This is a genomic window from Infirmifilum tikiterense, assembly GCF_054696565.1.
Genome location: NZ_CP182482.1, coordinates 731,721 through 756,218, shown reverse-complemented (window position 1 = coordinate 756,218; position 24,498 = coordinate 731,721). Strand labels below are relative to the sequence as shown.

At 51.1% G+C, this 24,498-nt stretch carries 23 protein-coding genes and 2 tRNA genes; 11 read left to right on the top strand and 14 right to left on the bottom strand.

The genetic code is table 11. From position 1 onward, the window contains the following. Positions 1-108 (bottom strand) — tRNA-Asp (locus tag ACNO7C_RS04110). 127 nt (positions 109-235) lie between these two features. Between ACNO7C_RS04110 and ACNO7C_RS04105 the strand changes: the two genes are divergently transcribed. Continuing rightward, positions 236-331, top strand: a tRNA-Trp gene (locus ACNO7C_RS04105). Positions 332-367: 36 nt separating this feature from the next. Here ACNO7C_RS04105 and ACNO7C_RS04100 read toward each other — a convergent pair. From ACNO7C_RS04100 to ACNO7C_RS04085, 4 genes are read right to left on the bottom strand one after another with little or no spacing between them, the layout of a single operon-like run. After that, the gene (locus ACNO7C_RS04100; protein ID WP_460025706.1) at positions 368-859 is read right to left on the bottom strand and encodes a DUF371 domain-containing protein; all 492 of its coding nucleotides are present in this window, start codon (positions 857-859) and stop codon (positions 368-370) included. Positions 860-872: 13 nt separating this feature from the next. After that, a complete protein-coding gene (gene fen / locus ACNO7C_RS04095; RefSeq protein ID WP_460025705.1) occupies positions 873-1,913 on the bottom strand; it encodes a flap endonuclease-1 in 1,041 nt (346 codons plus the stop codon). Next, on the bottom strand, positions 1,903-2,169 hold the full coding sequence (locus ACNO7C_RS04090) for a hypothetical protein (protein WP_460025704.1): 267 nt from the start codon (positions 2,167-2,169) through the stop codon (positions 1,903-1,905). The genes fen and ACNO7C_RS04090 overlap by 11 nt, the downstream gene beginning before the upstream one ends. Positions 2,170-2,174: 5 nt before the next feature. Next, a complete protein-coding gene (locus ACNO7C_RS04085; protein WP_460025703.1) occupies positions 2,175-4,373 on the bottom strand; it encodes a CDC48 family AAA ATPase in 2,199 nt (732 codons plus the stop codon). Positions 4,374-4,620: 247 nt separating this feature from the next. Here ACNO7C_RS04085 and ACNO7C_RS04080 point away from each other — a divergent pair, with 247 nt between their 5' ends. After that, the gene (locus ACNO7C_RS04080) at positions 4,621-5,409 is read left to right on the top strand and encodes an FKBP-type peptidyl-prolyl cis-trans isomerase (protein WP_460025702.1); all 789 of its coding nucleotides are present in this window, start codon (positions 4,621-4,623) and stop codon (positions 5,407-5,409) included. Here ACNO7C_RS04080 and ACNO7C_RS04075 read toward each other — a convergent pair. Beyond that, complete coding sequence (locus ACNO7C_RS04075) at positions 5,327-5,794, bottom strand: UPF0179 family protein (RefSeq protein WP_460025701.1); 468 nt, start codon at positions 5,792-5,794, stop codon at positions 5,327-5,329. The two genes, ACNO7C_RS04080 and ACNO7C_RS04075, sit on opposite strands and share 83 nt — an antisense overlap. A 69-nt stretch (positions 5,795-5,863) precedes the next feature. Between ACNO7C_RS04075 and psmB the strand changes: the two genes are divergently transcribed. Both psmB and ACNO7C_RS04065 read left to right on the top strand, forming a co-directional pair. Beyond that, positions 5,864-6,469: an archaeal proteasome endopeptidase complex subunit beta gene (gene psmB / locus ACNO7C_RS04070; RefSeq protein WP_460025700.1), complete on the top strand. Its 606-nt coding sequence runs from the start codon at positions 5,864-5,866 to the stop codon at positions 6,467-6,469. A 71-nt stretch (positions 6,470-6,540) separates the two neighbouring features. After that, a complete protein-coding gene (locus ACNO7C_RS04065) occupies positions 6,541-8,451 on the top strand; it encodes a beta-CASP ribonuclease aCPSF1 (protein ID WP_460025896.1) in 1,911 nt (636 codons plus the stop codon). Here the strand turns inward: ACNO7C_RS04065 and ACNO7C_RS04060 are convergent. Together ACNO7C_RS04060 and ACNO7C_RS04055 are read right to left on the bottom strand one after the other, a co-directional pair. Beyond that, positions 8,448-8,951, bottom strand: coding sequence for a PUA domain-containing protein (locus tag ACNO7C_RS04060; protein WP_460025699.1), 504 nt, complete (start codon positions 8,949-8,951; stop codon positions 8,448-8,450). The two genes, ACNO7C_RS04065 and ACNO7C_RS04060, sit on opposite strands and share 4 nt — an antisense overlap. Then, complete coding sequence (locus ACNO7C_RS04055) at positions 8,905-9,507, bottom strand: hypothetical protein (RefSeq protein ID WP_460025698.1); 603 nt, start codon at positions 9,505-9,507, stop codon at positions 8,905-8,907. The genes ACNO7C_RS04060 and ACNO7C_RS04055 overlap by 47 nt, the downstream gene beginning before the upstream one ends. A gap of 79 nt (positions 9,508-9,586) precedes the next feature. On the opposite strand from ACNO7C_RS04055, the gene ACNO7C_RS04050 reads away from it, so the two are divergent. Then, complete coding sequence (locus ACNO7C_RS04050) at positions 9,587-10,120, top strand: MogA/MoaB family molybdenum cofactor biosynthesis protein (protein ID WP_460025697.1); 534 nt, start codon at positions 9,587-9,589, stop codon at positions 10,118-10,120. Then, positions 10,117-10,590, top strand: a complete 474-nt coding sequence (gene moaC, locus ACNO7C_RS04045; protein WP_460025696.1) for a cyclic pyranopterin monophosphate synthase MoaC — start codon at positions 10,117-10,119, stop codon at positions 10,588-10,590. The genes ACNO7C_RS04050 and moaC overlap by 4 nt, the downstream gene beginning before the upstream one ends. Before the next feature lie 62 nt (positions 10,591-10,652). Here the strand turns inward: moaC and ACNO7C_RS04040 are convergent, their stop codons facing one another. Together ACNO7C_RS04040 and ACNO7C_RS04035 are read right to left on the bottom strand one after the other, a co-directional pair. Beyond that, positions 10,653-11,342 carry a molybdenum cofactor biosynthesis protein gene (locus ACNO7C_RS04040; RefSeq protein WP_460025695.1) on the bottom strand — a complete coding sequence of 230 codons (690 nt, stop codon included), beginning with the start codon at positions 11,340-11,342 and terminating at the stop codon, positions 10,653-10,655. Further along, positions 11,339-12,574 carry a M20 family metallopeptidase gene (locus tag ACNO7C_RS04035; protein WP_460025694.1) on the bottom strand — a complete coding sequence of 412 codons (1,236 nt, stop codon included), beginning with the start codon at positions 12,572-12,574 and terminating at the stop codon, positions 11,339-11,341. The genes ACNO7C_RS04040 and ACNO7C_RS04035 overlap by 4 nt, the downstream gene beginning before the upstream one ends. A gap of 70 nt (positions 12,575-12,644) precedes the next feature. On the opposite strand from ACNO7C_RS04035, the gene ACNO7C_RS04030 reads away from it, so the two are divergent. Continuing rightward, entirely contained in the window at positions 12,645-13,901 is a 1,257-nt protein-coding gene (locus ACNO7C_RS04030; RefSeq protein WP_460025693.1) for a DNA double-strand break repair nuclease NurA, read from the top strand. A gap of 58 nt (positions 13,902-13,959) precedes the next feature. Then, positions 13,960-15,651, top strand: coding sequence for an ATP-binding protein (locus ACNO7C_RS04025; RefSeq protein ID WP_460025692.1), 1,692 nt, complete (start codon positions 13,960-13,962; stop codon positions 15,649-15,651). Here the strand turns inward: ACNO7C_RS04025 and prs are convergent. Together prs and ACNO7C_RS04015 are read right to left on the bottom strand one after the other, a co-directional pair. Beyond that, positions 15,631-16,518: a ribose-phosphate diphosphokinase gene (gene prs / locus ACNO7C_RS04020; protein WP_460025691.1), complete on the bottom strand. Its 888-nt coding sequence runs from the start codon at positions 16,516-16,518 to the stop codon at positions 15,631-15,633. The genes ACNO7C_RS04025 and prs overlap by 21 nt on opposite strands. Before the next feature lie 17 nt (positions 16,519-16,535). Further along, a complete protein-coding gene (locus ACNO7C_RS04015; protein ID WP_460025690.1) occupies positions 16,536-17,207 on the bottom strand; it encodes a VTT domain-containing protein in 672 nt (223 codons plus the stop codon). Positions 17,208-17,286: 79 nt separating this feature from the next. Between ACNO7C_RS04015 and ACNO7C_RS04010 the strand changes: the two genes are divergently transcribed. Further along, positions 17,287-20,385, top strand: coding sequence for a DEAD/DEAH box helicase (locus ACNO7C_RS04010; RefSeq protein ID WP_460025689.1), 3,099 nt, complete (start codon positions 17,287-17,289; stop codon positions 20,383-20,385). 310 nt (positions 20,386-20,695) lie between these two features. Continuing rightward, positions 20,696-22,078, top strand: coding sequence for a pyruvate kinase (pyk, locus tag ACNO7C_RS04005; protein ID WP_460025688.1), 1,383 nt, complete (start codon positions 20,696-20,698; stop codon positions 22,076-22,078). A gap of 412 nt (positions 22,079-22,490) precedes the next feature. Here the strand turns inward: pyk and ACNO7C_RS04000 are convergent, their stop codons facing one another. Both ACNO7C_RS04000 and ACNO7C_RS03995 read right to left on the bottom strand, forming a co-directional pair. Beyond that, the gene (locus ACNO7C_RS04000) at positions 22,491-23,102 is read right to left on the bottom strand and encodes a hypothetical protein (protein WP_460025687.1); all 612 of its coding nucleotides are present in this window, start codon (positions 23,100-23,102) and stop codon (positions 22,491-22,493) included. Positions 23,103-23,192: 90 nt separating this feature from the next. Further along, positions 23,193-23,480 (bottom strand): hypothetical protein, encoded by a 288-nt coding sequence (locus ACNO7C_RS03995; RefSeq protein WP_460025686.1) that lies wholly within the window; start codon positions 23,478-23,480, stop codon positions 23,193-23,195. Between the two features lie 184 nt (positions 23,481-23,664). Here ACNO7C_RS03995 and rpiA point away from each other — a divergent pair, with 184 nt between their 5' ends. After that, positions 23,665-24,354 (top strand): ribose 5-phosphate isomerase A, encoded by a 690-nt coding sequence (gene rpiA / locus ACNO7C_RS03990; protein WP_460025685.1) that lies wholly within the window; start codon positions 23,665-23,667, stop codon positions 24,352-24,354. Positions 24,355-24,498: the final 144 nt, after the last annotated feature.

Sequence of the window (24,498 nt, the reverse complement as noted above, 5' to 3'; positions counted from 1 at the left end):
CGCCCCGGCCGGGATTCGAACCCGGGTTCTGCGGCTCTCTGCCGGAGCTACCGGCGACAGGCCGCCACTCCAGGACAGGGTCTTCCTGGGCCACTAGACGACCGGGGCTAATCGCAGTTACCTAAAAGGGGTTATTAAATTTTTACCCTAAGGAAGCTCAGCCTAACAACTCCCTTTCGGCCAACTTCTTCCCGGAGAGAAAGATTTATGATACCTTTATCCCCTGTTTGTGTGGGGGCCGGTAGCTCAGCTAGGTAGAGCGGCGGTCGCTCAGAACAGGCCGAGGCTCCAGACCCGTAGGTCGGGGGTTCAAGTCCCTCCCGGCCCACCACTCCCCTTTTTAGGAGTTAGGGCTTAGACGGCGATTTTACAGAAATTTTGCTAGGAGGAGTCTGATTATAGAATCATTTAATTCAATCTGGCTTGACATTGTGATTAAAATTACATCAAGCTGCACATAGGGGTTTCTAAGCATGCTAATAATCTCTCTTTTGATGTCTTTCGCAGCTTTAGTGGATTTCACAGCTATTGTTCTGCCGTCAATATAGTCACTCTTCCTAACAACTAGAGACCTCCTATCGGTGAACGTTAAGTTGCATGACCCCCTAGCAATCACGTAGTCGTACAGATTTGTGCCCGGAATTGCCAATATCATCACCAACCAGTCTCCTCTACGAAGCGAGTCCTTAAGATCATTAGACAGATCGAAAGCTGCTTTAGTCGCTGAAACTGCTAATATGCAGTCCCCCCGAGGAGTAAGATCATTATCTCTTGTGATCTCCAGCGTAGTTGCATGAAAAGCTTTTACGTTAGGGTGCCCGAACGCTTTCAGTTTTTCAACAGCAACTATTGACTGCATCAAAATCAAAGACCTAGAACCCAAACCAGCTTTCAAGGGATGTCTGCTTAAAGTAAGTCTTGTACGCTTTCTCGAGTCTTTCAAGCGCGTTCTCGACTCTCTCAACGGAGAATTGATGCTCGTCCACGAGGAGCTTTATCACCTTTTCTCGGTCAGGTTCCCTCCACTGCAAGACGTATTTATCTGATACTTCGGGTTTAAGGAAAATCTGCATAATCACATCAGGAGGAGTGTCGAAATCCCACTGCACAGCCCTAAAAACCTTCTCAGGATCTTGAAGCTCCTTTACAAGCTTTAAGGCTTTTTTGACCCCATAGCCCTTGACTCCTCCTGGGTTGTAATCCGTACCTACTAGGATGCCTAAAACCACTAGCTGTTCGCGAGTAATGCTGTGGAATGATAGGAGCTCTATAAGCTCTATAATCTCCGGTTTGACCTCTACGTACACTTCCTTTCTAGGCAACTTCCTCCTTCCCGTAATGGCTAGATTACGGACGAGCCTCACCGCACCGAATAAGAGCGAGTCATAGTCTTGGCTACCTGACGCCCATGCGTCGCCTCTTTGCGTCATGTACGCAGCCTGTGCTTCACCTTCGCTTGGTGCCTGGACAAAGGGCACCCCCATGTATGTCAGAAGCCTTTTTGCGTCCTCAATCATACCGCTTGTTAGCCGGCTTGTCTGCTGGGCGTAAATACGCGCCTCCTCTAAATCGCCTCTCTCGATAGCCTCAAGGTACTTCCTCTCAGCTTCAACCTTTATCTGCTGCCGCCTCTCCAGCTCCTTTAGCTTTACCTCCGGTGGTCTGCCGTCGAAAACATACACGGGCCTGATCCCGTTTTCAATGAAGTTGATCGTCCTGTAGAAGAGACCGTTAAGATGACTCGTTATGTTCCCGTGAGCATCCATGAGAGGAGTCCCGTCCTTCTGCCTTATAGTAGCCAGGAACTGGTAAAGGCTGTTGTAAGCATCAATAGCAACAACCTTACCCGAAAGTGAGCTCAATTCAACTTCCTTGGCAACCGGCTCAACAAGTTCCTTAAGGTCAACTCCCATTATCCTCGCCCCGATAATTTCTATTTGTACCGCCCTGAATTAATTGGACAGATCTCAGGTTTCTCCTCACGAATGTGACTCTCACCATCCCACGAGTTTCTAGAATTAAAAGCAACTTGTTAAACTCCTTTGGAGTGATCTCTAAGCCATCCTCAGACCTGAGAAGCTTAGAGACGCTTTCAAATAACTCTTTATCACTTGCTTGCCCGCCTCTTCGCTGTAGCTCGGAAAGTATGAGGGATATAACGACGCTCATCGCGCTCACACGTAGAATCCCGTTACCGTTAATTGCTGCTTTGAGACCTTTCTCGCTCTCTCGTTCCAAGATTCATAGAACTTAATTATGTCTGGCGTTAGGGAAGGCCGGACTTTTTTCAAAGCCTCTTCAAAGTGTCTCATATGAACCTTATCGGTGTTTATGTTTTCTCTCAGGGCTATTAACCCAGCTTCACGTACTAAAACTTCAATGTCTGCTCCCGTGTAGCCTTCTGTCCTCTTTGCGAGCTCTGCGAGGTCTACGTCCTCGGCTAGGGGCATTCTCCTCGTGTGCACTTTGAAGATCTCGAGCCTGGCCTTCTCGTCGGGCGGCGGGACGTAGACCAGCCTGTCGAACCTCCCAGGCCTGAGCAGAGCAGGGTCGATGATGTCAGGCCTGTTAGTGGCCGCAATCACCACAACACCCTCAAGACGCTCAAGACCATCCATCTCCGTGAGAAGCTGGCTAACTACGCGCTCCGTTACGCCTGAGTCAGATGAGACCAGGCCCCTCATTGGTGCAAGTGCATCGATTTCATCTATGAAAATCACGCAGGGCGCTGCTTGCCTGGCTTTTCTGAAGATCTCTCTGATTGCTCTCTCGCTTTCCCCAACCCACTTACTGAATATCTCTGGGCCTTTTATGCTCACGAAATTTGCCTCGCTCTCGGTTGCCACGGCCTTCGCGAGCAGGGTCTTGCCAGTTCCAGGTGGGCCGTAGAGCAGTATACCCTTAGGCGGGTCAATGCCCAGCCGCTCAAAGGACTCCGGGTATTTGAGGGGCCACTCCACGGCCTCCCGCAACTGCTGCTTAACATCCTCAAGACCGCCGATGTCGTCCCACCTCACATTGGGAACCTCCACCTCTATCTCCCTAAGTGCGCTAGGAGTTATTTCTCTAAAAGCGTTCAGAAAGTCTTCCATCTCGACTTCGATAGTTTCTAGAACTTCTACAGGAATCTCTTCCTTCTCCAAATCGATCTTAGGCAAAACTCTACGCAGTGCTTTCATCGCGGCCTCACGGCACAAAGCAGCAAGATCCGCCCCCACATAGCCATGTGTTATTTCCGCAAGCTTTTCTAAGTCCACGTTCTTGGCTAGCGGCATGCTCCGAGTATGAACCTTAAGAATCTCCAGCCTTCCACGCTTATCAGGTATCCCTATCTCGATCTCGCGGTCGAATCTCCCAGGACGCCTAAGAGCAGGGTCCAGTGCGTTCGGCCTATTCGTAGCGCCTATGACTATTACATCACCCCTAGCCTCTAGCCCGTCCATTAGTGCTAGGAGCTGTGCTACAACTCTCTTCTCGACCTCGCCTGTCACCTCCTCCCTTTTCGGGGCGATGGCGTCGATCTCATCGATGAAGATTATAGCCGGGGCATGCTCCTTAGCCTCCTCGAAGATCTCCCTGAGCCTCTGCTCGCTCTCACCGTAGAACTTGCTCATAATCTCGGGGCCATTGATAGCTATGAAGTAGGCGTCGGTCTCGTTAGCAACAGCCTTCGCCAGCAGGGTCTTGCCAGTTCCAGGTGGGCCGTAGAGCAGTATACCCTTAGGCGGGTCAATACCCAGCCTCTTGAACAGCTCAGGGTGTTTAAGCGGCAATTCCACCATCTCCCTGATTTTTTGCTTGGCTTCTTCCAGATCTCCTATGTCGTCGTAGGTGACCCTTGGTATCCTACCAACGTCAACCGGCCTTTCGAGTATCTTCAGCTGAGTCTTCTCAGTGACCATAACCACTCCTTTGGGCTTTATGCTAACAACGTTGAAGTGTATGACCTGGCCTAGGACAGGTATCTGTATAATATCCCCCTCAATTATCGGCCTATCCAGTAACCGCTTCTTGACGTACGCGACGAAGTTCTCATCCACAGCGAGCGTCATAGAGACGGGGGCAAGCCTAACCACCACAGCGGGTTTAACTTCGGCTTTTCTCACCTTCACCTTATCCCCGATACTAACGCCGGCATTTTTCCTGGTCCAACCGTCCATTCGAATAATGCCCTTCCCCTTATCTTCTGCATAACCAGGCCAGGCAATGGCCACAGTTTTCCTCTTACCCTCAATCTCTACCACATCGCCAGCGCTAATGCCGAGGGCCTCCATCGCATCCTCGTCAATCCTAACCCTGCCTCTGCCGGCCTCGTGTTGGCGAACCTCGTACACCTTCAGCTCTATCTCGCTTGGCTTCTCGTCGCTACTCACGTGACATCACCAGAAGCTATACTTACCAACACGTAGGGGCATATAAAAACTCTGCCACCCCCTCGTGTACGCCAAGGTGTTCCCTAGCGAGCTCTCTCAGACCAGCTAGACGAAAGCAAGTCTTATAAAAACAAGACCCCACTACTCCCCATCTTCTTGCAAATCGCAGGGAACAACTAAGAGTTGAATGTTGGGATCAAAAGCAAAGCTTATAGCTAAGGAACCTATCCCCTCTCCAGGTGCTGGCATGAGTTCGGATAACAGACAATTCGTGCTAGTGAACTACACAATAAGCATAGTCGACGAGAGCGGAGAAAAAGTCGTAGACACCACAATTGAGGAAGTAGCAAGAGAGCATAACCTCTCAACGCAAAACATTTTCGAGCCCGAGCTGGTTATTGTAGGTGAGGGTCTACTCTTCAAGCCTATTGAAGACGCTTTACGGGAAATGAAAGAGGGAGAAACCAAAGAAGTCATTCTCGAGCCATCTCAGGCGTTCGGTGAAAGAGATCCAAAGAATATTAGAGTGATACCCGCACGCGAGTTCACCCGGCAGGGAGTTATACCCCGGGTAGGCGAAGAGGTCGAGATTGGAGGTCAAAGAGGTAGGATCATCAGAGTCGGAGGGGGACGTGTAACCGTAGACTTCAACCACCCGTTTGCTGGCAAGAAGGTAAAAGCGACGCTTAAACTTGAGAAAGTTCTCAGTAGCGACGAGGAGAAAATACGAGAGCTTTTCCACAGGTGGTTTAGAGGTGTTCCGAGAGAACAGATAACTGTTGAAAAAAGAGATGCCGAGGTTACAGTGGGCATCCCCACTACAGCTCTGCTTCACGATAATGCCTACCAACTATTAAACGCGTTTATTAGAGATGTTCAGAAGTACCTTCCCAGCGTCCATTCAGTGAATGTAGTGTTCACGTTTAAGCTAGAACGAGAGCCGGCTAAAGAACCTACCCAGACTCCTGCTGCGCAACCCTCCCAAGAAGCTTCCGCCTCGCAAGAAGCCAGATCCGCGGAGAAGGAGGGTCAATAAACTCTACTTCCACAAGCGAAAAACCACTCCCCACTTTTTCGATCTCCCTTAGGATTCGTATACGCTCTCCTTCTTCAATAAAGACGGGAGTGCACTCTTCGACGCCCTCATCGCAACTAGGTCTCCGATAGTAAACCACAGCACCCGGCATGACGTCTCTAGAGCTTAAAACCAGCTTAGCCGGCAGTTCTTCGACCTCAACTGTTATTAGGTCTTCGGCAAGAGCAGGGCAATGTACCACATGTTTACGCACACCTACAACCCTGTAGCTTACAAGTGGTCGTAGATTCCCTAAGCACGCATTGAAAAAGGGGCACTCTAGACACTTAGACGTGACCAATGGCTGAAAGACTATTCCAGGCTTGGCAAAGAGCGACGTCACCATCGAAACTGCGCGACGCGGCATAGTGCTCTTTTTATACCTGCTTTAATCATTTTACTTTTGCGCTTTGGTATGTCTGATGGAAAACTCCCTCCAGGTGCCCTCAAAGGAACGACCACGGTAGGGATAACCGGGAAAGATTTCGTCGTCCTAGCAGCTGACAGAAGAGCCACTAGTGGGTACTTCATTGCAAGCAAGCAAGTTTGGAAGATACTCGAAGTAGACTCGCACATCGCAGTCACTATAGCTGGTGCAGTGGGAGATGCTCAACAGCTCGTTGAACGGTTAAGGGCAGAGGCAAGGTACTATAGAGCAACCAACGGCGAGGGCATGTCCGTGAGAAGTTTGGCGACACTCGCCTCGGTGATCCTCTTCAACTACAGACCAATGCTATCAGTTCAGATGCTTATCGGTGGAATTGACAGTGAAGGTCCTTCATTATACTCGCTGGACTGGCTTGGAACTCTCACGCGTGAAAAGTTCACTGCGACGGGTTCAGGATCACCCTTTGCAGTATCCATGCTAGAGCACGAGTACAGGGATGACTTATCGCTGGACGAGGCAGTCCAGCTTGCTGTAAAGGCCGTCAGGGTAGCGCTTGCCAGAGATCCTGGTAGCGGTGAAGGTGTAGATGTTGCTACTATAACGAGAAGCGGCATTGCGTTCAAACGCACGTAGAAAAGTATTTAAAGACGTCTGGAATTAGGACACACACTTCTGTTCTCTGCAAGGTGAAGATTTTGGAAGTTGTGACGTCAGTAGCTCGGGAAGTCAGGGAGGCGATCTTCAGCAATCTCCCACCTGGTGCGGAGATCACAAAGGTGGATTTCGAAGGACCACGAATAGCCATCTACACTAGGAGACCTCAGGTCTTTCTTGAGAATGACAGCGAGCTCGTTAAGAGAATAGCTAAAACTGTCCGGAAGAGAGTCATCGTGAGGGGAGATGACGCATCTAGACTAGACGAGAAGACTGCACGAGATATAATACTCTCACTGATACCGAAAGAGGCTGGTCTAAAAGATCTCTACTTCAACGAAGCGATAGGTGAAGTCGAGATAGAGCTTCTCTACCCTGAGAAGGTTAATCAAGAGACTTTGAATAGAATTTTCATCGACACTCTTTGGTATCCGCGCGTTCTGCGCAGACCCCCCATTGTTAGCAGAAGCGTACGCGAGATACGCGAGATCTATCGTGCCGAAGTCGAAAGCAGGAGAAAGTTCCTGAAAGAGCTTGGCAATAGAGTTTACCGAAAGCCCGTTTTTGAGACGGATCGAGTAAGAGTTGTCGCGCTCGGAGCTTTCCAGGAAGTAGGCAGAAGCGCTATTCTAGTTCAAACGCCAGAGGCGAATATACTCCTAGATGCTGGGCTGAAACCCACAGGAAACTCTGACGAGCTACCGATGTTTGACCTGCCTGAGTTCGATGTCGACTCTCTCGATGCTGTTGTCATAACGCATGCCCATCTCGACCACGTCGGAGCACTACCAGTACTGTTCAAGTATGGATACAAGGGACCTGTGTACATGACTGAGCCTACGCTCCACTTGTCTAAGCTACTCTTCGAGGATTACATAAAGGTCTCTGAGCGCGAAGGCAGGCCTCAACTTTTCTCAGCAAGGGAAATATCGTCGATAATACTCCACACGTACGCTCTTGGCTACGGAGAAGTTACGGATATAGCCCCAGAGGTAAAGCTCACTCTCTACCGAGCTGGGCACATCCTAGGCTCAGCTCTGGTTCACCTCCACATAGGTGAGGGCCTTATTAACCTCGTCTACACTGGCGACATAAAGTTCGCGAGAACCATGCTACTCGACCCAGCACACACCAAGTTTCCAAGAGCAGAGGTTCTGATAATGGAATCCACCTACGGTAGCAGGAGCGATGTTTTGCCGAGCGAGGAGGAAGCTCGTCTCGAGCTAGCTAAGATCATCCTCGAAACCATAGAGAAGAAGGGGATTGTGCTTATACCTGTCCTGGCCGTTGGGAGAGCCCAGGAGGTCCTCCTTGCAATACTCGACCTTATTCGAAATAAAATCATTCCACCTCTTCCAATTTACATCGAAGGTATGATAGACGAGGTTTCCGCGGTGCATATGACCTTCCCAGAGTACCTTTCCGTAACCGTTAGAAACCTGATATACAACGACCAGAATCCTTTCACTTCCGAAAACATACACATCTACCGCGGTGAAAACAAGGAAGAGGTGGCCAGCACAAGACCAGCGGTAATCCTAGCAACTTCCGGTATGCTCACGGGTGGTCCTGTGCTCGAATACCTGAAGATACTTTCAGACGACGCCAATAGTAGCTTGGTATTTGTGAGCTACCAAGTTGAGGGTACGCTTGGAAGAAAGATACTTCAGGGACTGCGGAAATTGACGTTCCTTGATGAGGGAGGCAGGGTTGTCACAAAGGAGTTGAAGATGGGCGTGTACAGAGTTGAAGGTTTCTCAGGCCACAGCGACAGAAGGCAGCTAGAGGCCTACCTAAGAAGAGTTGAGCCTACCCCGCGAACAGTGATACTGAATCACGGCGAGAGAAGCAAGATTGAAGAGTTTCGATCCTATCTTCTCAGCGACTGGTTCAGGAAGAAAACCCACTTGAACTTCAATGTGTTGGCCCCGCAGAATGCGGAGAGTGTTCGGGTAGTTTAAGACAGGGAAAGCTGCCATATATCGTCATTGAGGTAGTGCAGGTTTTTAATGGCTTTACCCTTATGCACAGCTCTCAACTCTTGTGACGACATCAAGCTGACTCCTATTGCGATTACCCTACCTTTATCGTGATCCCTCACGAGGATCTTTGACCCTGCGTCGAATTCGCCCTCGATCATCTTGATGCCCGGAACCATGACGTCAGCTCCGTTGAGAATGTGTGGTATGGCCCCTTGGTCAACGTAGACTGACGGATAGCTGGGAGTAATACCCTTCCGGTATATAAGGTAGAGGCTTGGGATCAGACCCGCCTTTTCGAACCTGGCTAAGGTGACCATCCCGTCAACGAAATAAAGTTCAGTTAGACTTGCATGCTTTAGCTTGGCCACTTCCACGTTCTCACTCGAATTGATCAAGCCTGCTACTTCAGCGCCAACTTCCCTCATGGCTTCCTCAAAAAGCGCTTTCTTGTCCTTCTTGCTCAGTTTGTACCTTGTCACGATCTTCAACTTCTGGGAGCTTGCCACGCAACACACCCTCTACGGTATAGTATGAGATAACCCCCTCTTTATCAACTATTGCCAATACGAGTTCCCGATCGCTCTCAAGCGCTCTTCGAAACATTTCCTCAAACTCCTTAAAACTAAGCCTAGCTCCTTCCTTCACGACCCTCACAAGGTATCTTCGCACCTTATCCTTCTTCTTCCAGTCAATAAGAAATTCCAAGGGAGCAACACCAGGAAAAACCATAAGAGCACGGTTTCTTAGATCCGAATACACGTTGAGCTTCGTCCAAAAGTCAGGATCGGCCTTGCCCCCCAAAGTTACTATGGAGTCAAAGTGGAGCTCTTCACCCGAATCATCAACAGCCAGTAGCAACCCTCTATACGTAAGGTAAGCAGCCTCTAGGAGCGACAACTTAAGACACTCAGCCTCTCGTAGACCATAACCTCTCTCAGCCAGAAAGGAGACCGCCTCCTCGCCGCATACAACTACATAGCCCCCTGCTAATTTTCCTCTAAAGGGTTCTCTTTCAGCGCCCCTCTCTTGCTCCACATGCGTACTCGATAGTGAATGATATAAAACGTTTCTCTAAGGCTAAATTATTTTAGACACCCTTGAGAAAGCTCCTACAATGACTACGATCGAGGTACATAAAAAGGAGGCTCCAACCACTGTAAGATTTGCATTTGTAACTGTGAGCACATCTAGGTATCTCGCCTCGCGGATGGGAGGGAGCGTGGAAGATGTTTCCTTCATGAAAGCGAGGGAGATAATTGAAAGGAGTGGTCATAAGTTGACGCGTTATGTTCTCGTCCCTGACAACCCTCGTCTTATTCTCTTAGCAATAGATACTCTATTGAATGAGCCGGACGTTGATGAGATCATCGTAAGCGGGGGCACAGGACCCACGCCAGACGATCTAACTGTTCAAACTGTGAGACCTTTGTTTGAAAAAGAGCTAGAAGGGTTTGGGGACCTATTCAGGTTTGTGAGCTTTAAGGAAGCCGGCTCATCCAGTTTCCTCTCTAACTCCACCGCCGGGATTGTACGCGGTAAAATTATCTTCTGTATTCCTGGGTCGCCGGGGGCTGTCGAGACCGCTTTAAGGGAACTCATCGTCCCAGAGGCTGGCCACGTCTTAAGCCTAGCGAGGCGAGCCGTATGAGCGGCAAAATAGGAGTGAAGATGGTGGACATAACGGAGAAACCTGAAGTCTACAGAGAGGCTACTGCTAGCGGTTTCATTCAACTGAAGAAAGAAACGGTAAAAGCTATACTGGAGGGGAAGGTTCCAAAAGGCGACGTGCTGAACGTGGCGCGCGTGGCAGCGATACTTGCAGTGAAGAAGACTTGGGAGATACTCCCGCTCTGTCACCCAATTCCAATAACCGGCGTGGAGGTCGACTTCGATTTAACAGAGGATGGTGTGGAGGCAACGGTCACTGTTAAAACCACCTCAAAGACGGGAGTCGAAATGGAGGCTTTGACGGGCGTTACCGTGGCGCTCTTGACGGTGTGGGATATGGTAAAATCCCTGGAGAAAGACGGTAGAGGCCAGTATCCTTACACCTTGATAAGAGAAGTACGCGTGTTGGAGAAAGTTAAACAGGCCTCAAAGGACGATAAACCTATCTGACCTAGTGGCTGATTCACCTCTACAAATCAGTTCACGCGATTTCAGGAGCACTTCGTTAACCCCTAGCCTCTTGGCACCCTTTTTCTGTCTCCCAGTATCCAGAACTCACCGTCTTCTCGTTTTTCAAGCTTCCAAACGTAGGCTTCGTGCTTTACGCGCTCTAGGATCGCTCCCAAGGCGCCTAGAGCGTTTTCTCGACTCTCTGAGGCTACTCCTATGAACAGCACTGGCTCCCCGGGCTTGGCAGAGCCCTTCTTGTGGTAGATTGTCGCGTAGAGGAGCCCGTGATTCAGCGATTCCTCCTCACCTATCTTCGCGAGTGTGGACGTCGACATCGGCTCAAAGGTCTCGTAGTAAAGCTCGCTTACCTTTTTCCCGTCGATTGAGCCCTTCACTCTTCCAATGAAGACGGCCACGGCTCCTGCGCTGTCATCGAGGGCTTTGAGCATAGCTTCAAGCAGCACGACCGGATCCACAGAGTCGACGAATGCATAGTGTGAGCCCCCAGAAATTGGGGGCATGAGGATGACCTCATCCCCTTCAACTACGGTGTCGCCGAGCCTCGCGCTTTTGTTGTTTAGGAGGACAACGAATTCCCCGCTGTTTACGTAGTCTTTCATACGCGGATATTTTTCGGAAACAGTTGTTAAGATGTCAGCCACCTTAGCTTCGCTCTCAGGGATTTCAAAGATCTCCTCGCTGCATTTCGTTAAATCTCTGAAGAAGGCCAAGTACCTAACCTTAACTTTCAACGAGAATCCCCTAAAAGAATGTTTACCATAAAGCGCTTAAACATCTCTAGGTCTTCAATGTAGACGAACTCACCTTCGGAGTGAATGTTCGTCCCCTCGCGTATGGTTCCGAACGCCACGACGTCCATGCCGTAGAGGTCAAAGTAAGTTCCATCGTTCCCTCCCAGCTCGGCGGCAACAGAAGGCTCACCAAGGAAGCCCACATCTCTGTAAGCTTTCTTCGCGGCCTCTACAACCTCTCTGACGAAGAGCTCGTTCTTCGCGTACCAACCCGGCTGACTTGTGATTACCTCAACTTTCGCGCTAATACCTAGTTTGGATACGGCTGACGAGAAGTATGCGTAGAACTCATGCAGAGCGTCTTCTACCCTTTCCTCCGGTATTAGCCTCATGTCAAATCCCGCCCACGCCTCTCCAGGTACTCTGTTGTGTTTCTCGGGTTCTGTTTCCGGGAGTTTAACCACAGTTACTGTAAAGCGTCCCCAGACCTGGGGCACCGGGCTACCTGGAGGAGAGGGGAGCTTCGACAGCTTCCCATGTCTGAGAGCCTTGTACTCCCATAGCTCCCACAATAGCTTCAATAAGTCCTCTACTGCGTTGCGTGTCTCGTGAGGATAGCCTGCGTGACCGGATTTTCCCCTCACCTTAATCCATCCGTGAACAACGCCGCTTGCCCCAACTGAAACGTACTCGGAGCCCGAATCAACGATCACAACGCGGTCCCACCTGTAACCCTGTTCCAGCAGGGCTTTAACCCCGGTGCCGCCTACTTCTTCGTCCCCAGTAATCACCAGAAACGGAGCATAGCGCAACTTCTCCCCTGCACCTTTAAGAGAGACAAGCCCCGCCATGACAGCTGCGATAGCCGATTTGTCGTCCGCAGCCCCTCTACCGTACACTTTACCGTCTCTCACTATCGGCTCGTAAGGATCCATCTGCTGCCCGTCCACAACCCAGGGGCCTTTAGCTGGAACCACGTCATAGTGTGTGACAAACGCCATCGATGGTTTGTTCCTAGGAGCATCAGGGAGCCCTATCACGAGAGATGGTATGTCTCCGTTAAGGAGCTCCAAGCGCTCAACTGTTAGCCCGTTCTCAACGGCTGTTTTTTCGATGAGCGCGACAATCTCCCTGTAGTTACGCCTCACGATGGTGTTTCCTTGGTACCCCGACTCACTAGGAATTCTCACGAGCTCGAGCAGGAAGCTTACCATGTCAAAGCCTTCAGGCATCACATTTTTCAGGCGAGGGGGAAAATATACTTTTAGCCCTTAAGGGCCGAAAAGTTGTTGAAGTCTCATTATGCACAGACTGGATAAATCAAAGCTGATTTGGGAAATCGAGGAAATCGTGTCCAGGGCAAAGAGCGAGCTTGAAGAGGCTGATGAAATAAAAAGCCGGCCGTTAAGCAGCTCGTGGTTTATCGATGGGAGCTACGCGTTGAGCGAAAGGCAGGGGTCTTTCGTTTCCCTGCTTTCGCTGGCTTCTGTCGGAGTTGTCTCCAGGAGGCTCGTAGACGGCATGCCGGGGGCGCGGCACCCGTTACCTCACATACTCATTCCTAAGTTCCTTGGGGAGACGAGGGCTTCGCTAATCATGGGCTCGCTCGAGCTATTAGAGGGTATAAGGGCTGTCAGGAGGGGTGTCGAGCTGGTAGTGTTTGACGGAAGCTGCTTGGCATCGCTCCTCGCTGGGTACGGTTCATCTTATGAGGCTGTCACACAGGTGCACTCTGCTCTTAGAGCTCGGGGGGTGCCTCTACAGACCGTGCTAAAAGATGTAGAGGATGAAGTGAACAGAGCTATCGATGGGTTGATTGAGGAGGCCGGTAAGGAGGAGGACGCGGCGAGGTTCCTGAAGGCTGTTGCCCGATTCTTGGCGACAATCTACGATCACGCCGAGTCTTTGTACGAGCCGCTGTCAGATCTAGGAATTGAAGAAGGTCTCAGCAAGCAGATCCTCATAGATTTCAGCGTAGCGTACACCGAGGTTAACTTCTACTTGAGGCTACTGGGCGAGTTACTCTCACGGGCCAAGGAAAGTGGGATCATGCCTATATGGGTGGCGAAGGAGACCACAAGCCGCTTTTTATCTGAGGTGCTCGGCGTGCAGGGGTGGATCAGCGATGCGGTTCTGCTTAGTATCATCTGGCATGCAAAGGAGCGCTTGTATCTTGTTTTACGGGAGGACATGAAAGCAAGGTCGCTCAAACCCGTTTCTCCTCCACGAGACCCAATAGCGTCCTCGGATACGATTAAACGCGCGTATAGGTTCAACAGGTTCACCGTTGTGTACTTTAAGATCTCGAGGGCTGGTCCCGTTCTTCAGGCATCCTTTCCCAGCGAGCTAGTGCCTATGGATCGCTTGGAGGACGTGATGGCAACGCTCTCGGAGCTCGCCGATGAAAGAAGCGGGTACCCGCGCCCTCTTGCGGTTGTACACCACAAAGCAGTGCTTTCGCAAGAGCTTGCCGAGGCTTTTGCCACAAGGCTCTGGCGGGACTCCAGCGGAGCTTTAAAGAGTATCCTCTCGCCTATCGGTCGGGAAATCGCTCTTTAAGGTTGATCGCCAGTGATCGATTTATTTACGTAAACCCCATGCATGTTGTGAGTACGCCTTGAGTGGCGAAGTTGGCAAGATAGTGAACGTCTTTGGACGAAACTTGCTTAGAATAGCTGTTCCCGACGAAGCTTTCAGGCTAGTGTCCAGGCCTGGGACGTACGTGACCTTCCGTTCGAGCAGTGGAACCAAGCACTTGGCGCTTATCGCCGGCTATCTTCTCACGGACGAGCTCTACAAGCGCGGGCGCGTCCTCGAGGAACTCGAAGGGTATGAAGACGTAATCGTCACAAGGAACGAGATAACGGCCGTTGTGGTAGGCTACGTGCGTGACGGGAAGGTCGTTAGAGGCGTGGAAAGCCTTCCAGCTCCTGGCGAGAGGGTTTTCCTAGCTGGTGTAGACCAGCTTAAACCACTCCTGTCTTCCTACGATATCGATGTAGGCACCCTAGTTGCGGCTCCAGGCGTCAACTTCACGCTCGACTTAAACATGCTCGCCTCTAGGCATTTCGCGGTTCTAGCTATGACTGGCTCCGGGAAATCGAACACGGTTGCAGTGATCGTATCTAGAATCCTCGAAAGGTACACTTCACCCCGCATCTTGCTTATAGACACTCATAGCGAGTACGTCCCCCTCGCGAAACTGTTTCAGGGCAGAGTCAGGGTATTCTCTCCCAGTGGGGTTCTCCAGGAGATGCTCAGAAGGAGGTACGGCATTGACCCGCAGTCTCTCGAAGTACCATTGTGGAGCTTAGGCTTTGAGGAGATTGCGGAGCTTCTCAGGCTTGATAGCCGCGCAACGAAGCAACTCCTCCACCTACGCGAGGCCCTACTAGCCGTTCGCCGTGAGAAGTGGGGAGAGGCCACTCCGGATGACCCAATATACTTCGAGCCAGGCAAACTTCTTGAGGAAATTAGAGGCCGCGATGATTCGGCTACAGACCTTAGGCTTAAGCTGGCAAGCTTGCTAGATGACCCAGAACTCTCTTTCATCACCTCCCCTTCTGCAAGCAAGGAGATTTACGAGAGGGTATTGGCACCGGAACCAGAGAAGAGCGGGCAGGCCTACGCGCAGGTTTACAGGAGGCTCTTCGACGAGGGGTTGACAATAGTAGCCCTTGGAGGCTTACCCAGCGAGGTTCAGATCACGACTACAGCGACTATTTTACGCGCCTTGTGGAGGGTCGTGTCAGCCCACGTTCAGGCAGGTGCCTCGCTACCGGTACTCGTGATAGTTGAGGAAGCGCACATCTACGCTCCTAAAGACCGTGAGACCCCCTCCCGCCAGATCCTCGAGAAAATAGCTAAAGAAGGCAGAAAGTTCGGAGTAGGGTTAGGTATCGTCAGCCAGAGGCCTAGAGAGCTAAGCCAGACCTTGCTGGCTCAGTGCGGTACACTCATAGCAATGAGGACCACAAACCCCGAAGATCAACGCCACATAATGCTGAGTGTAGAGGACATTACAGCCGAGCTTGTTCAGAGTCTCTCCAGCCTGACGGTCGGGCAGGCCCTGGTGTCTGGAGCCGCGGCTCCACTCCCTGCCATCGTGAACATCCATAGCTTCAGTGAACTTTATGCAGTGGAGCTCGGCGGGAAGGACGTTGATTGGTCCAAAGCGTGGAGCGGAAGACAGGAGTTCCTCGACATTTCAAAACTATTATTCTCCCATCGCGAAGCTAAGGCTAACTCGCTAGGAAGTAATCAGAAGAAGCCCGACAAAACAGCAAAACTAGAGAACTTCTTCCAATAGGTCTTTAAGTGCCTCAACGGCTGCGGGTGTAACGGAAATCTTTGATACCGGGGAGGGCACGGTGTCCGTGGCAACAACCTCTTGTATACCGGAGGACAGGAGAAGGTCCAACGCTCCCTTAACCATGACGGCGTGCGTGCATGAGGCGTAAACGCTCCTGGCTCCTTGCGCGAGGACCGTCTTGGCCGCTAACGCCATAGTACCGCCAGTGCTTATGATGTCGTCCACGATGAGGATGTCCCTCCCAGTGACGCTAATCTCCTTTGTGGAGACCCTGACCTCCCCGGTTACTCTGTCCCGCTCCTTCACCAAGTGATCGTAATCTGCATTTAGTTGTTCTGCAACTCTTTTAGCCCGCTCTAACGCCCCGGCGTCAGGTGCTAGAACCAGCGGGTTCGAAAGCTTGCCTTTGAAGTAGTCTGCTACCTGCTTGTCAACTAAGACGTTGCGGTAAGGCTTTCCCCAGTACTCATCGAGGACTGCGGGCTTGTGTATGTCGACAACGATTAGGGCGTCGAGACCGAGCGCTTCGAGAGTTTTAAGCACCACCTTCACGCTGATCGGCTCACCATCCAGAAACCTCCTATCCTGTCTCGCGTAAGCCATGTAGGGCACTACTCCTATTACCACATCCTGCGTGATGGCCCTTAGAGCTTCAACCGCCATGAAGAGCTCGAAGATCCTCTTGTCGGGGTTGGGGTACAGGGAAGCAACAAGCACTGCAGGGCCTTCTGGCCTCTGCTGTACTCTTATGTAGCTTTCACCGTCTGGGAAGAGCTTGTACTCTACCTGGACAAGCTTGTCTCCAATAGACTTTGCTATCCCAGCGGCTATGCCGTAAGAATTTTCGAGAGCGTAGACGGTCACGTTCTACTTTTGCCTAGCTATTCTTTATTTGTTTTTCTCGGGTAGAAAACCGCTTCGAGGCCTTTGTTTTTGACCTCCTCAAGCAGGCCTTTAACACCTCTCTCTGCGAGAACTGTTAAAATGTTTTCCCAATTAATCAGAGAGATTATCAGCATAACAATCACGAATAAAATAATCGATGTTAGGAGCCCCATGAAGAACTCTCCTCCGGTGATCCTGGCGACAGCAACCCCCGTGTAGGCTACCAGAACGCTAATGATGATCTTGCCTGAAGCTACTCCAAGGAAGAACTTAAGTGGATCATACCCCATTAGCCCTAGGGGTATTATTATTGCATCATCAGGGCTCGGTGTAGCCGCGAAAAGAAAGACTGCTACCGCACCCCATTTCCCCAACATGGAAGAGATTCGGGTGTACCTCTCACGGGTTTCCTTACTTATTATAAAGTGTGAGGCCCCCCGGCTGGCCAAATAAACTAGGAGCTTGCCCAAGCCTGCTCCAACTCCGCTCACCACGCCGACTAGGAGAGGGTTTGACCCTGGGATGAGCGCTGAGTAGAGGTACACGGCGACTAGGTACGGTATAGGGATAAACGGAATTAAATTGCCGATTATCGAGATGACAAAGATGCCAAGATACCCGCCAACTCCGCTAGCTATCCGTAGTAGCCAGTCGAGTAATGGATGCACATGAGCGTATGACCAAACGCTTTATTAACGTTCTCGTCCTGGTCAGGATTAGTCACTCCCTCATTGGGAAGAGTTCGTGATGATAAGCACGGAGGAGGTGTTCAAGAGGCTTGAAGTGGACTTCTACAGCTTCACTGAGCCTAGCGTAGAGCCGGAGACCGTAAACGTCACCTTTGGTGAGATCATTGAGTGTCCCCCGAGTTCACCGAGGCTTTCCTACCTGGCTGGAAGGAAGCTCTACAAGCACCAGTACGTGGCCTTCCAGGAGCTCGTCCGTGGAAAAAACGTAGTACTGAGGTCGGGCACAGGAAGCGGTAAAACGGAAGCATGGTGGCTCTACGTGGCTAAAGAACGGAAGAAGACGCTCGCTGTTTACCCGACACTGGCTTTGTCCTACGACCAGCTGTCGCGACTTGAAGAGTACTCCTCAGCTACGGGTTTAAAGGTCTACGCGGTGGATGCAACTACGAGGGCAAGCGCTTCTGGGAAAACCTTCGGCCAGCTAAAGAGCGAAATCAGGAATGCCGATATCGTCGTGACTAACCCGGCTTTCCTTCTCATGGACGTTAAAAGGCTGGCCGTAAAGCCTTCGAGCAGCCTTCTGTTAGGCTTTATAAACGAGCTGGACCTCCTGGTCGTCGATGAGATCGACTTCTACAGCCCGCGGGGGCTCTCGCTACTCCTCTCACTCATCAGAATTCTCGCCGAAGTGAGAGGCGGCTTGCAGGTGGCTGTTCTAACGGCTACCCTCTCCAATCCTGAGGACATGTGCTCCGTGCTGAAAGAGTACACGGGAAAGGACTGCGCGATCATCGACGGTAAGCCTTTCAGGCGCGAGGACAGGGTGTACATAGCCCTCGGCAAGAATCTGCTACAGGAGTGGCTGAAGCTCAGGGAGTACAAAAGCCTCGTTGAAAAGCTCAGTGAGGGGAAGGAGGTTGCTGAGGCGCTCGAGAATTTCGACGCGTTTAAGAAGAACTACTTCAAAGTAGTAGAGGCCCTCCAGGCTTTAGGGGTCGAGGTCTCTCCATGGCGCCTAGACCCCACCGACCTCTTGCGTGGGTACGTCGACGACGAGTATGCAACGCTGGTTTTCACTCGGAGCATAAACAGGGCTGAAGAGATCTACAGGAAACTCGTGGCTTCGCTTCCGGATGAGAAGAAAAGCCTCGTGGCCTCCCATCACCACTTGGTGAGTAAGGAGAGGCGGAAGGAGATCGAGAACCTCATGAGAGAGGGGAGGGTGAAAGTTGTCATCTCCCCTCGAACTCTCACTCAGGGCATTGATATAGGAGCTGTGGCCAGAGTTGTGCACATCGGCCTACCGGATGATGTTCGTGAATTTTGGCAACGAAACGGTAGAAAGGGGAGAAGGGAAACTATCCCGTACACCGAGACCGTGATCCTTCCGGGGGCTAGGTGGGACCGCGAGCTCCTAAGCAGAGGTGCTGAGGTTCTGAAGGCTTGGGTCGAAAGCCCAATCGAGGTAACTTTGATCAACAAGGACAACAAGTACGGCCTACTCTTCTACACACTGTTTAAAGTCAAGTCTGGGCAGAGACTTTCAAGGCAGGAGTCAGAGTTTCTTGAGAAGCTGGGCCTCTACAGCAACGGCTCCCTCACGCGCCGAGGCGAGAGCACATGGTACAACATCAACTTCTACGAGTTCGCGCCCCCCTTCGGGATCAAACGTGTCTTAGTCGATGACAGTGGCGAGAAGTACCTAGAGGACATATCTTTCTCAGACCTCGTAGAGAAATTTCAGGTAGGCTGCTTAGATTACTCGTCAGATGGCATCGTAACCGCGATTCGAAAGGGAGGAGAAACCGGGAGATCCGTTAGGAGAGTAATAGTGCAACCACTAAGCGAGAGCGTGCTCTCGAGGAGCGATGCGTTGGCCTTCGCTCTTGAAGAGTACAGGAAAATTAAGGCAAAGTGGGGGGAGCGAGCGAGCATTGTGCACGATTACCTCCGAGGGCGCTTACTTTCGGAGGCAATCAGTAACGTTATACCCCCAACAGGGGGCTTCGGTTTGTATCACAAGTACCCCTACAAGACGGTATGGATAATTGAGCGGGAGCGGGGGCGCCCCGTCGAGACGGAGAGTGGGACTATAATCGTTAGGGACAGGCGAGTCGTGGAAATACCAGCCCTTACTGCTGGCAAGTACCAGGACTACACGTACGGCAGTTTAATCGAACTCGACTACCAGGAGGATTTAAGGAGAATCAGGCTTGGACTTGCCTTCCTCATGGTTTTCCTGCGAGAAGCATATAGGCTCCCCCTCTTTACTTTCTCCTACTCGCTGTCAACACTTGGAGGACGGAAGACGCTGGTTCTCTGGGAGGAGGAGTGCGCTGGCCTGATAGAGAAGCTGGATTGGGAGAAAATCTACCGGGAGCTGGATGCTTACACCCCCAGTATAGTCGCAGAGGTTCTGCTCCTCGCGCGTGACGAGGAAGCTCACATCGAATGGATAGGCCTTGGAGGAAAATGGGATCTGGCGAGAGATTTGGCCAAGCGAGTCGTCGAATACATCCTCTCATCCCACAAGATAGCACTGCTCCTTCAGGGGAAGAAGCTTTACGTCCCAAAGCCGGGCCGCCATCTCAAACTCGCCTCTCTCGATGTCCTCCTAGTACCGCTAGACGACAGGGGGGATCTAGTGTATGGCTATATCGCGATATTCGATGGCGAGGAAACTGTAGTAGAGAAGTTCGTCAAGGAGTTCTACAGGGTTAAGTCAACAGGCGAGGCCCAGAAAAGGCTTGAAGAGTTGCTTAACAACAACTTCAAGTTAATCGTATTTGATGTAAACCGGGTCCGCGAAGAGCTCCACATGCTAGGGCTCACCTACCACGCAGCGCTTCTCAGCGGGTTAATTCAGATGGGCCTCGTGGATGATGCGAAGCCGAGAATCAGGAAGTTCCTAGGGATGGATGTTACAGGGCTAGAGGAGCTTCAGCGCAACCTCTCGGAGGAGGCGCGGCAGACCTTCCAACTTAACGCTATAAGCCTAGCAGACGTCGAGCGAGAGCTTGTCAACAGTAGGAACTGGCTTGGAGACAGAATATACCGCGATCACGAGAAGGGTACAAGATTCCTTGATAACGTTGCTAGAAAATATGTCGAGAATAGCGTAAAGCTCGTTTACCTTCTCGGGCTTCTTCAGACCTAACAATGATATCTTTCTCTGCTTCTTCCAATGCTCGACATACACCTTAACATCGCAAATTAGAGAAGGACATCAGGGTGCTCGAGCGCCCCTAAGTCCAGCCGGTATAGAGTTACAGATGGCATCGATGCTAGTCCAGGGATGGAATACCGCCTAGGCACTTGTGAGGCTACGCTAAGCCGGCAAGCAAGGGGTCAGCCCCAGCATTGCTCAGATACAACGGTGAGAACATTAGCTGTAGTAGTGCCGGCTGCTTGACGGATCTGAGATCAACTGTTAAATACTGAAGCAAGTTACAGGTTTTCGAGGTTCAATGCAGACGAGAAAAACTAAGATAATTGTTACGCTGGGACCGTCTTCATGGGATGACACCACACTGAAGAGGCTGTTCTGGGAAGGCGTTGAGGGATTTCGATTCAATTTCTCGCATGCAGAGTATTCGGTCTTCAAGGAGCTTGTCCATAAAATCAGAGCTTTGGAGACCCCTAGACGCCCGGCTACGCTCATCGCTGACCTACAAGGCCCGGTCGTCAGGCTCGGAAGCTTTGAGCCGAAGCCTGTGAAGCCCGGAGATAAAGTGGTGTTCTCGTTTGGTGAGACCGGAGAGGGTATTCCTGTTCCGATGCGCATCCTCTTTGAGACCGCCTCCTTGGGGGACGTCCTCTATGTTGAGGGAGGTAGGCTGGCGTTCAGAGTGGAGGAAAACCTCGGCGACCGTTTAATCACTGTAGCCCTCATGGACGGGGAACTTAAGCCGCGGAAAACGGTAGCCGTTAGGGGTAAAGAGTACCCTCTACCCTCGCTAACGGAGAAAGACGTAAGCGACGTGAAGTTCGCAGTTGAAAACGGGTTTGACGCAGTGGCGCTGAGCTTCGTCCGGAGCGAGGATGACCTCAGAAGGCTTAAGGAGCTGCTCTTCGACCTCAAGGCCGAGGAGGTGAAGATAATAGCGAAGATCGAAACCAAGAGCGCAGTTGAGAGGCTAGATTCGCTTCTTGCTCTAGCAGACATGGTGCTTGTTGCTAGGGGGGACCTTGCAAACTTCTACAACCTTGAAGAGATATACCGAGTGCAGGAGGAAATACTCAGGAAGGCTAGGCTCCGAGGCAAACCGAGCATAATAGCCACACAGCTACTGGAATCGATGGTGAACAACCCCGTCCCAACCCGTTCAGAGGTCGTCGACGTTATCACAGCAGTTAAGATGGATGCCGATGCTCTAATGCTCGCAGGAGAGACGGCAGCCGGAAAGTACCCTGTCGAAGCCGTATCGTGGTTGAAAAGAATAATAATCGAGGCAGAGAGGTTAGACACTAACCCTCAACGCCATGAACCCGAAGACCACTACGAAGCGATAGCAAAGGGTGTAACTCTCCTCTCAGACATAATCGGAGGAAAGATCCTAGCCTTCTCTGAAAGAGGAAATACAGCGCGCAGGCTGGCTAAGTTCAGACCCTCACGGGAAGTGATAGTGTATACGAGCTCGCCAAACACTGCGCGTTACATCAACCTTCTAAAAGGCATTAAGGCGGTTTACGACCCCACGCTCAATAAGGGTTCTCCAAACCTGTTCTCAGAGCTACTCACCAAGGCGACACGAGACGGTTACGTGGCGGTGGGCGATATAGTTATATTCACTGCTGGCAGGCGCAGAGAATCTACAGATCTCATTAGCGTTGAGCGCGTGGGAACTTAGCAAATTTTATCTCGCTTCTTCCTGCAGCAATCTCTGCCTCTTTACCATTTTCCCTTTTAGGTTTAAGTGCAGGGACGTGCACCCTTTCGTGCCCAGCACTATGACCCTTACCATACGCGAGAGACATGTTCGAATATTTCAGCTGAACTGAGATGAGAGATGCGCAAAACACAGAGGAGGTCAGACTTGGAGTTCTTCGAGCCGGTGAGGGGCTTGGCGGAGAAGCAAGTGCGATGGCAGCAGGTGCTTCTTCAACCTGTTGTTGGTAACATCAACAGTGGAGTATTTGAGTGATTCTTGGTGAAAAAGGTGTTCCTGGTAGGCAACAGGCGGTTGGGGGGGTTCATGGGGTGCCGTAGCACAGAAACTCTACACCCTGGGGATCTAGACAAGCAAGGGGGCTGGATGCAGACTAGCAGATAGATGGCAACACACCATCTCTTATGGCTCTAGCCTCATCCTCTTCGAGCCCCCCTAATAGATACCTGACCTCCTCTACGGACACTACTACACGACCGTTCTCCACTGGATAAGTATAGGGCAAGCGTACTTCAACATCGCCATCTGAAAGGTAAAGGCCTCTTTGAACAGCTATCGATTCCAGCGGAACCCCCTTTGAGACTTTATAGGCGACGTAGATGGCACCGTCGATGGTGAACTGTCCAGGACCTATTCTCCGCTTCAAGGGCACTTGTCCTAACCTGTCAGTTAAATCCCTCTTCGTTCGGCCTCGTGGAGGGTGGTCGCCCATTATACCCCCAATAACGACGAGGACTCTTCCCTTGAAGTCCTGAGGGCTAAGGTCCACTTTGGCGGAGGGGTCCAACACGACTATAGTGAAGCTTTGGCTGACTTCTCCAATAAATGCTGCTATGCTTTCGCGCTCAACACGTGACGCGATTTCTCCGAGTAGCTGTCGCTCGCACTCCTTCGCGACGTTGAATACCCAGAACTTCTCTCTCCCGACGATCCTTGACGCGTGAGATAGCTCGATGAACATCCACTTGCTTATGAATGGTTCCAAAACCTCCACGGCGAAGACGGTCTCGGGCATAGTTCCTCAGCAGGGTTCGACTCTTCACGCGTCTGCCCTTACAAGGTTCATCATTGCCGCCTAAACTATCTCAAGCTCTGTTATAAAGTATTTTTTGCCAAGCTTGTCCATCATCAGGGATAGCCAAGCCTTAACTTCTAGACCACCCTGCTTGTCCAGGGTAAGCACAACTCTCCTACCACCGAGAGGATCGTCCTTCACCCTTACGATGGGGGATAGTTTGGCTACATACTTCTCGATCGTCTTCTTGTAAAGAGAGTGAGGGAAGTTAAAGTAAACATGGCTTTCATCTTCCACTACGAGTATTTCCTCCTCCATTAGAGGCCAGTTAGGGATATTTTCCTCCACGTTAGACCAAAAGTGCGAGGTTGAGATATTTGAAAAACGTTTAGAAATCTCACCCATGTGTCCTTCCTCTGCTGTTAGTTTGGAGACCCAAATTCTCACCCCCTGACGATGCGAAGAAAGCAGACAAGCCGAGCACAGCTGTAGAAAGCCAAGTTTAAGTAGGAAACACGCTTGTCTCATATCCGTGGAGGTGGCTACGCTCAGGCTCATAGCGGTAGAGGAAGCTCTAAAACTCGTTAAGGACGGCATGCTTATAGGGCTTGGAAGCGGTAGCACCATCAGGCTTTTCATAGAGAGGCTGGCAGAAAAGGTGAAGAGGGAGGGGCTGGAGGTGTATTTCGTTTCAACATCTTACGACACGAGTTTTCTAGCTGGAAAGCTTGGTCTGATCGAGAGGCCCCTGCTCGACGAGAGACCCGATATATCTTTTGACGGGGCCGACGCCGTTTTCCCAGAGAGGTGGGTTATAAAAGGTGCTGGTGGCGCGCTGTTCAGAGAGAAAATCGTGGACTACTATTCCAAGGAGTATATCATCATAGTGGATGAAGGCAAGCTTGCCAGCAAACAAAAGGTCCAGGTTGTTCCTGTTGAGGTGCACCCGCTCGCCGTCCATCAGGTCATTGAAGAGCTTAAGAGCTTCAGGGGCGTAACGACCACAACCCTTAGACTTGCTGAGAAAGGTAAGCTGGGCCCTGTGGTGTCTGATAACGGCAACTTCCTCATCGACATCTCATTCCAGGAGATAAGCGATCCTGAAAGCCTAGAAAAAGAGCTTATGACACTCCCAGGTGTAGTCGCGAACGGTATCTTCGCGATCAAAAAGCCATCTAAGATCTATATCGGCACTTCGAGCGGAGTTAAAGTGATTCCTTAAGGTTTTTCAGAAAACGTAGCTTCCTCACTCTCCTTGATGTCCTCTATCCTTGAATCCTTCTCTCTACTGTAGCTGCAACCTGTCTAAGAAACATTTGACCGTTTACGAAAAAAGGTAACTACAGGCGAACAGCGGACAAGAGTG

What these genes read in the sequence shown, in the direction of transcription:
- ACNO7C_RS04100 (WP_460025706.1), bottom strand. Translation starts at nt 859, where the DNA reads ATGCAGTCAATAGTTGCTGTTGAAAAACTGAAAGCGTTCGGGCACCCT.
- fen (WP_460025705.1), bottom strand. Translation starts at nt 1,913, where the DNA reads ATGGGAGTTGACCTTAAGGAACTTGTTGAGCCGGTTGCCAAGGAAGTT.
- ACNO7C_RS04090 (WP_460025704.1), bottom strand. Translation starts at nt 2,169, where the DNA reads ATGAGCGTCGTTATATCCCTCATACTTTCCGAGCTACAGCGAAGAGGC.
- ACNO7C_RS04080 (WP_460025702.1), top strand. Translation starts at nt 4,621, where the DNA reads ATGAGTTCGGATAACAGACAATTCGTGCTAGTGAACTACACAATAAGC.
- ACNO7C_RS04075 (WP_460025701.1), bottom strand. Translation starts at nt 5,794, where the DNA reads ATGGTGACGTCGCTCTTTGCCAAGCCTGGAATAGTCTTTCAGCCATTG.
- psmB (WP_460025700.1), top strand. Translation starts at nt 5,864, where the DNA reads ATGTCTGATGGAAAACTCCCTCCAGGTGCCCTCAAAGGAACGACCACG.
- ACNO7C_RS04050 (WP_460025697.1), top strand. Translation starts at nt 9,587, where the DNA reads ATGACTACGATCGAGGTACATAAAAAGGAGGCTCCAACCACTGTAAGA.
- moaC (WP_460025696.1), top strand. Translation starts at nt 10,117, where the DNA reads ATGAGCGGCAAAATAGGAGTGAAGATGGTGGACATAACGGAGAAACCT.
- ACNO7C_RS04035 (WP_460025694.1), bottom strand. Translation starts at nt 12,574, where the DNA reads ATGCCTGAAGGCTTTGACATGGTAAGCTTCCTGCTCGAGCTCGTGAGA.
- ACNO7C_RS04030 (WP_460025693.1), top strand. Translation starts at nt 12,645, where the DNA reads ATGCACAGACTGGATAAATCAAAGCTGATTTGGGAAATCGAGGAAATC.
- ACNO7C_RS04010 (WP_460025689.1), top strand. Translation starts at nt 17,287, where the DNA reads ATGATAAGCACGGAGGAGGTGTTCAAGAGGCTTGAAGTGGACTTCTAC.
- pyk (WP_460025688.1), top strand. Translation starts at nt 20,696, where the DNA reads ATGCAGACGAGAAAAACTAAGATAATTGTTACGCTGGGACCGTCTTCA.